Origin of the sequence: Microcystis sp. M_QC_C_20170808_M9Col, from assembly GCF_007095495.1 — a bacterium.
Taxonomy (GTDB): domain Bacteria; phylum Cyanobacteriota; class Cyanobacteriia; order Cyanobacteriales; family Microcystaceae; genus Microcystis; species Microcystis aeruginosa.
Window position 1 is genome coordinate 1 of record NZ_SFBZ01000070.1, and the last position, 4,606, is coordinate 4,606.

3 protein-coding genes and 1 pseudogene are annotated in these 4,606 nt (G+C 38.4%); all 4 read left to right on the forward strand.

The window, feature by feature from the left end; genetic code table 11:
- Window positions 1-227 precede the first annotated feature (227 nt).
- The gene (locus EWV68_RS04500) at window positions 228-1,019 is read left to right on the forward strand and encodes a PD-(D/E)XK nuclease family protein (RefSeq protein WP_287706570.1); all 792 of its coding nucleotides are present in this window, start codon (window positions 228-230) and stop codon (window positions 1,017-1,019) included.
- 3 nt (window positions 1,020-1,022) lie between these two features.
- Window positions 1,023-3,266 carry a Piwi domain-containing protein gene (locus tag EWV68_RS04505; protein ID WP_287168961.1) on the forward strand — a complete coding sequence of 748 codons (2,244 nt, stop codon included), beginning with the start codon at window positions 1,023-1,025 and terminating at the stop codon, window positions 3,264-3,266.
- 131 nt (window positions 3,267-3,397) lie between these two features.
- Window positions 3,398-4,096: pseudogene (locus EWV68_RS04510) on the forward strand (glycogen debranching protein); the annotation flags it as partial.
- Between the two features lie 69 nt (window positions 4,097-4,165).
- The coding region (locus tag EWV68_RS04515) for an IS607 family transposase (RefSeq protein WP_287168963.1) at window positions 4,166-4,606 on the forward strand (441 nt) is incomplete at its 3' end.

Sequence of the window (4,606 nt, forward strand, 5' to 3'; positions counted from 1 at the left end):
TTCTGTTCTCGGTTTTCATCTTGTAGGGATTCTTGCTTTTTCCCTATCTACCCAGATATTTTTCTTTTTGGCAACCCTTGTCTTGTCAGGTTTTGACCCACTTGTGTCCGTCAGTCAGTTGGGAATCACCGTCCGTTTACGGCGGTGAGGATGTCAACCTAGCATTATCCTGACTGAGGGGAAAAATCGTGTCCTGCCAGTTTCCCAAAAAGCCTTGGTATCCTCCGATGAGCTATAGTCTTTGGCGATCGCTAAAACCAGCGATTGGCTATGAGAATTGGCATTGTCAGACAAAACGGGGGTTTGAAAAAGCGCGAAACAAAGAACCAGAAGTCCAAAGATTACTATCGCAAGATAATCAACCGCAAAAAATTGGTAAGTTGGCACAACGGGGGGTTTTTGAGTTTCATCAAGAGCCAGGGAGATTATCGGGTCCTGATGGGGTGGAACAAGTGGCAGAAATCCTGAAATTAAATCAAGAATCGCCAGAAATTAAAGCCAGGGTTTTAGTAATTTTAAACAATTACTATCAACAACCAATTTTATTGAATAAAGAGATTATTAATTTATCTAGAGGCGATGAAGGTTATCCAGAACCTATTGTTATCGAGCAAGGTAACTATCGGTTTAATTTGTCCGCTGCCTTTGATTGTATTTTCAGAGAAGCTGATGACACCATACATATTTTAGATTTCAAAACTGGTCAATCTAATTTTGATCGTCGTCAGGCTCATGTTTATTTACTGGCGGCTAGTTACCTTTATCCTCAGGAAAAAATTGTCGCTTCTTTTTACAATTTAGAAACCCAAACAAGCTCAGAAAAAATATCCCTGTCTTCCGAAGCAATAGAAGCAGTTAGAATCGAACTAGCTTTCCTGTCCAAAAAACATCAACAACAACTACAAAAATATAAAGATCACCCCGAAGATTTTTATCATATTTTCCCGCCCCAAAGTGGCTATGCTTGTTGTTATTGTCCTTTTACATCGATTTGTGATTATGCAAATAAGGAGGTTTAGATCATGAATTACACAGTAGCTAACACAGCCAAGTCCCCGCTTTTTTTGAGTGAAATTAGTTCCTTAACTCTCAGGAATAATTGTTTAAATTGTTTTAAGCTTAATCATCAAGTTACTAGGAAAATAGGTAATCGTTTTAGTTGGCAATTAAGTCGTAAGTTTCCCGATGTGGTGGTTATTTTTGAAGATAATTGTTTTTGGGTATTAGCTAAAGATGAAAAATCTATTCCTTCTCTACAACAGTGGAAAGAAGCTTTATCAGATATTCAAGAGGTTTTACGAGAAGATATTGGCGATCACTATTATTCTATTCATTGGCTAAAAGACTTTCAGATAACAGCTTTAGTTACAGCACAATTAGCAGTTAGAATTCTGAAAATATTTGGTAAATTTTCCGATCCAATAGTTTTTCCCAAAGATAGTCATATAAGTGAAAACCAAGTACAGGTAAGGAGAGAAGTTAACTTTTGGGCAGAAATCATCAATGACACCGATCCGGCTATTTGTTTAACTGTTGAAAGTAGTATTGTCTATAGTGGAGATTTAGAACATTTTTATGAAAATCATCCCTATAGACAAGATGCTGTTAAATTATTAGTAGGTTTAAAGGTTAAAGATATAGAAACCAATGGGATAGCTAAAATTATTAAAATAGCGGGTACAATTGGGGAAAAAAGAGAGTATCTATTAACAAAAGCTACGGGTTCAATTAGTCGAAGAAAATTAGAAGAAGCTCATCTGGGGCAGCCAGTGGTGGCGGTACAATTTGGCAAAAATCCCAAGGAGTATATTTATCCATTGGCAGCTTTAAAACCCTGTATGACAGATAAGGATGAGAGTTTATTTCAAGTCAATTACGGAGAGTTATTAAAGGAAACAAAAATCTTCTATACTGAACGACAAGAACGATTAAAATTGTATAAGCAGGAGGCACAAAAGACTTTAAATAACTTTGGATTTCAGTTAAGAGAAAGAAGTATTAACAGCAGGGAAAATCCCGACTTCTTTTGGACTCCTTCTATTTCTCTTGAGCAAACTCCCATCTTATTTGGTAAGGAAGAAAGGGGAGAAAAAAGAGAAACTCTCAAAGGATTATCGAAGGGGGGTGTATATCAACGTCATCAAGACTATCAGGATCCTGCTCGTAAAATTCGTTTAGCTATTCTGAAACCATCTAATTTAAAAGTGGGAGATTTTAGAGAACAATTAGAAAAGCGATTAAAACTTTATAAATTTGAAACTATTTTGCCAGCAGAGAATCAAATAAATTTCTCTGTCGAAGGTGTAGTATCTGAAAAAAGAGCTAGACTGGAAGAAGCAGTTGATCAATTAATTCGAGGAGAAATTCCTGTAGATATTGCTTTAGTATTTCTTCCTCAAGAGGATCGCAATGCTGATAATACTGAAGAAGGAAGTTTATATTCCTGGATTAAAAAAAAGTTTTTGGAGCGTGGAGTTATAACTCAAATGATTTATGAGAAAACTTTAAATAATAAGAGCCAATATAATAATATTCTCAATCAAGTTGTCCCCGGGATCCTAGCCAAATTAGGAAATTTACCCTATGTCCTTGCTGAACCTCTAGAAATTGCCGATTATTTTATTGGTTTAGATGTGGGAAGGATGCCTAAAAAAAATCTTCCGGGTAGTCTCAATGTTTGTGCAAGTGTGCGACTATATGGCAAACAGGGAGAATTTGTTCGCTGTCGGGTAGAAGATAGTTTAACCGAGGGAGAAGAAATTCCTCAACGGATTCTGGAAAATTGTTTACCGCAAGCTGAACTAAAAAATCAGACAGTTCTCATTTACAGAGATGGTAAATTTCAAGGAAAGGAGGTTGACAATTTACTGGCAAGAGCTAGAGCGATTAATGCTAAATTTATCCTCGTAGAATGTTACAAAACTGGCATTCCTAGACTTTATAATCTTCAGCAAAAACAGATAAATGCTCCCTCCAAAGGATTAGCTTTAGCTTTATCAAATCGGGAAGTTATCCTGATAACGTCCCAAGTTTCTGAAAAAATTGGTCTTCCTCGTCCCTTGCGCTTAAAAGTTCATGAATTAGGAGAGCAAGTACATTTAAAACAGTTAGTTGACACCACGTTAAAATTAACTTTACTTCACTATGGTTCTCTCAAAGACCCCCGTTTACCTATCCCTTTGTATGGAGCGGATATTATTGCTTATCGACGCTTACAAGGAATTTATCCTAGTTTATTAGAAGATGATTGTCAATTCTGGCTTTAGAGAGGAAAATTATGTAAGTAGTTAGTAGAAATTGCATAGCCGTTTTTTTTTGGGAGCAAGCTTTAGATTTTTTTCTTATTTCCTTGATCGAAAAATGTCTATTATCAAAGGCGATATTATCCCGCCAATTTATGTCACCAACGATCGGTCAAAATCATCCCCAATCTGGTAATTATGCCCCCCTAGATAGCCATCTCTGGGCCGATGCCACCTATCCCCTCGGGGCCCATTATCGGGGCGATAGTGTCACCTTTGCCGTCTATTCTAAAAATGCCAGTCAGATTCTTCTGGAAATCTACGAGCGCCCGACGGGAGAAAACGCTAAGTATGATTACTGGTTGACAAAAAACCCAAATGATGATATTTGGCGGGCAAAAATCGCCAGTATTGCCCACGGCAGTTACTACGCTTTTCGCTGTTGGGGTCCCAATTGGCAATTTGATCAAAAATGGCAAAGAGGTGACAGTAACCCCGGTTTTCGGGCAGATGTGGACGATTTTGGCCATCGTTTTAACCCCAATAAAGTCCTCTTCGATCCCTACGCGCGAGAACTTTCCCACGACTTTGAAACCTTGGCCATGATCGCAGCCGGAGAAAATGCGGGAATGTATGCCACGGGAGAAGGGGACTACAAAGGAGTGATCCGGCGGCAATACGATACGGGCAAATGGTCGCCCAAAGGCATTGTGATCGCTCCGGATGGGACTTCTACCGGGATTCGTCCCCGTCTGGGCGCCGAAAAAGCGATCATTTATGAGGCCCATGTGCGCGGTTTAAGCAATCACCCCTCTGCTAGTCGTTTGGAAGATATTCTCAAGGGAATTAGGGGCTAATCACAGAAACCAAAAACCTAACTAATACTATTCAAAATTACTCATGACTTATGCTATAATCGTTCTATGAGTAAGTTAACCATATCGGAAGCCGCTAAATTGAAAGGTGTAAGCGTATCGACGTTAAGGCGTTGGGAGTCTGAAGGTAAACTAATTCCAGAACGGACTGCTAATGGGCATCGTCGTTATACAATTTCTCAGTTGCTTGGTTTAAAAGAGAATCTCTCTTATACTGTTGGCTATTGCCGTGTTTCTAGTCATGACCAAAAGAAAGATTTAGAACGTCAAAAAGAAGTTGTCGAATTGTTTTGCGCTCAAAACGGTTGGCAAGTTGAAATTATAGACGACTTAGGTTCAGGACTTAACTACAACAAAAAAGGATTAAAGCGATTAATTCGGTTGATTGTTGATAGTAAAGTAGAGAGATTGGTCTTAACTCATAAGGATAGATTACTTAGATTTGGTAATGAACTAATCTTTAGTCTGTGCGAGCAATTCGGAACTGAA

What these genes read in the sequence shown, in the direction of transcription:
- EWV68_RS04500 (WP_287706570.1), top strand. Translation starts at nt 228, where the DNA reads ATGAGCTATAGTCTTTGGCGATCGCTAAAACCAGCGATTGGCTATGAG.
- EWV68_RS04505 (WP_287168961.1), top strand. Translation starts at nt 1,023, where the DNA reads ATGAATTACACAGTAGCTAACACAGCCAAGTCCCCGCTTTTTTTGAGT.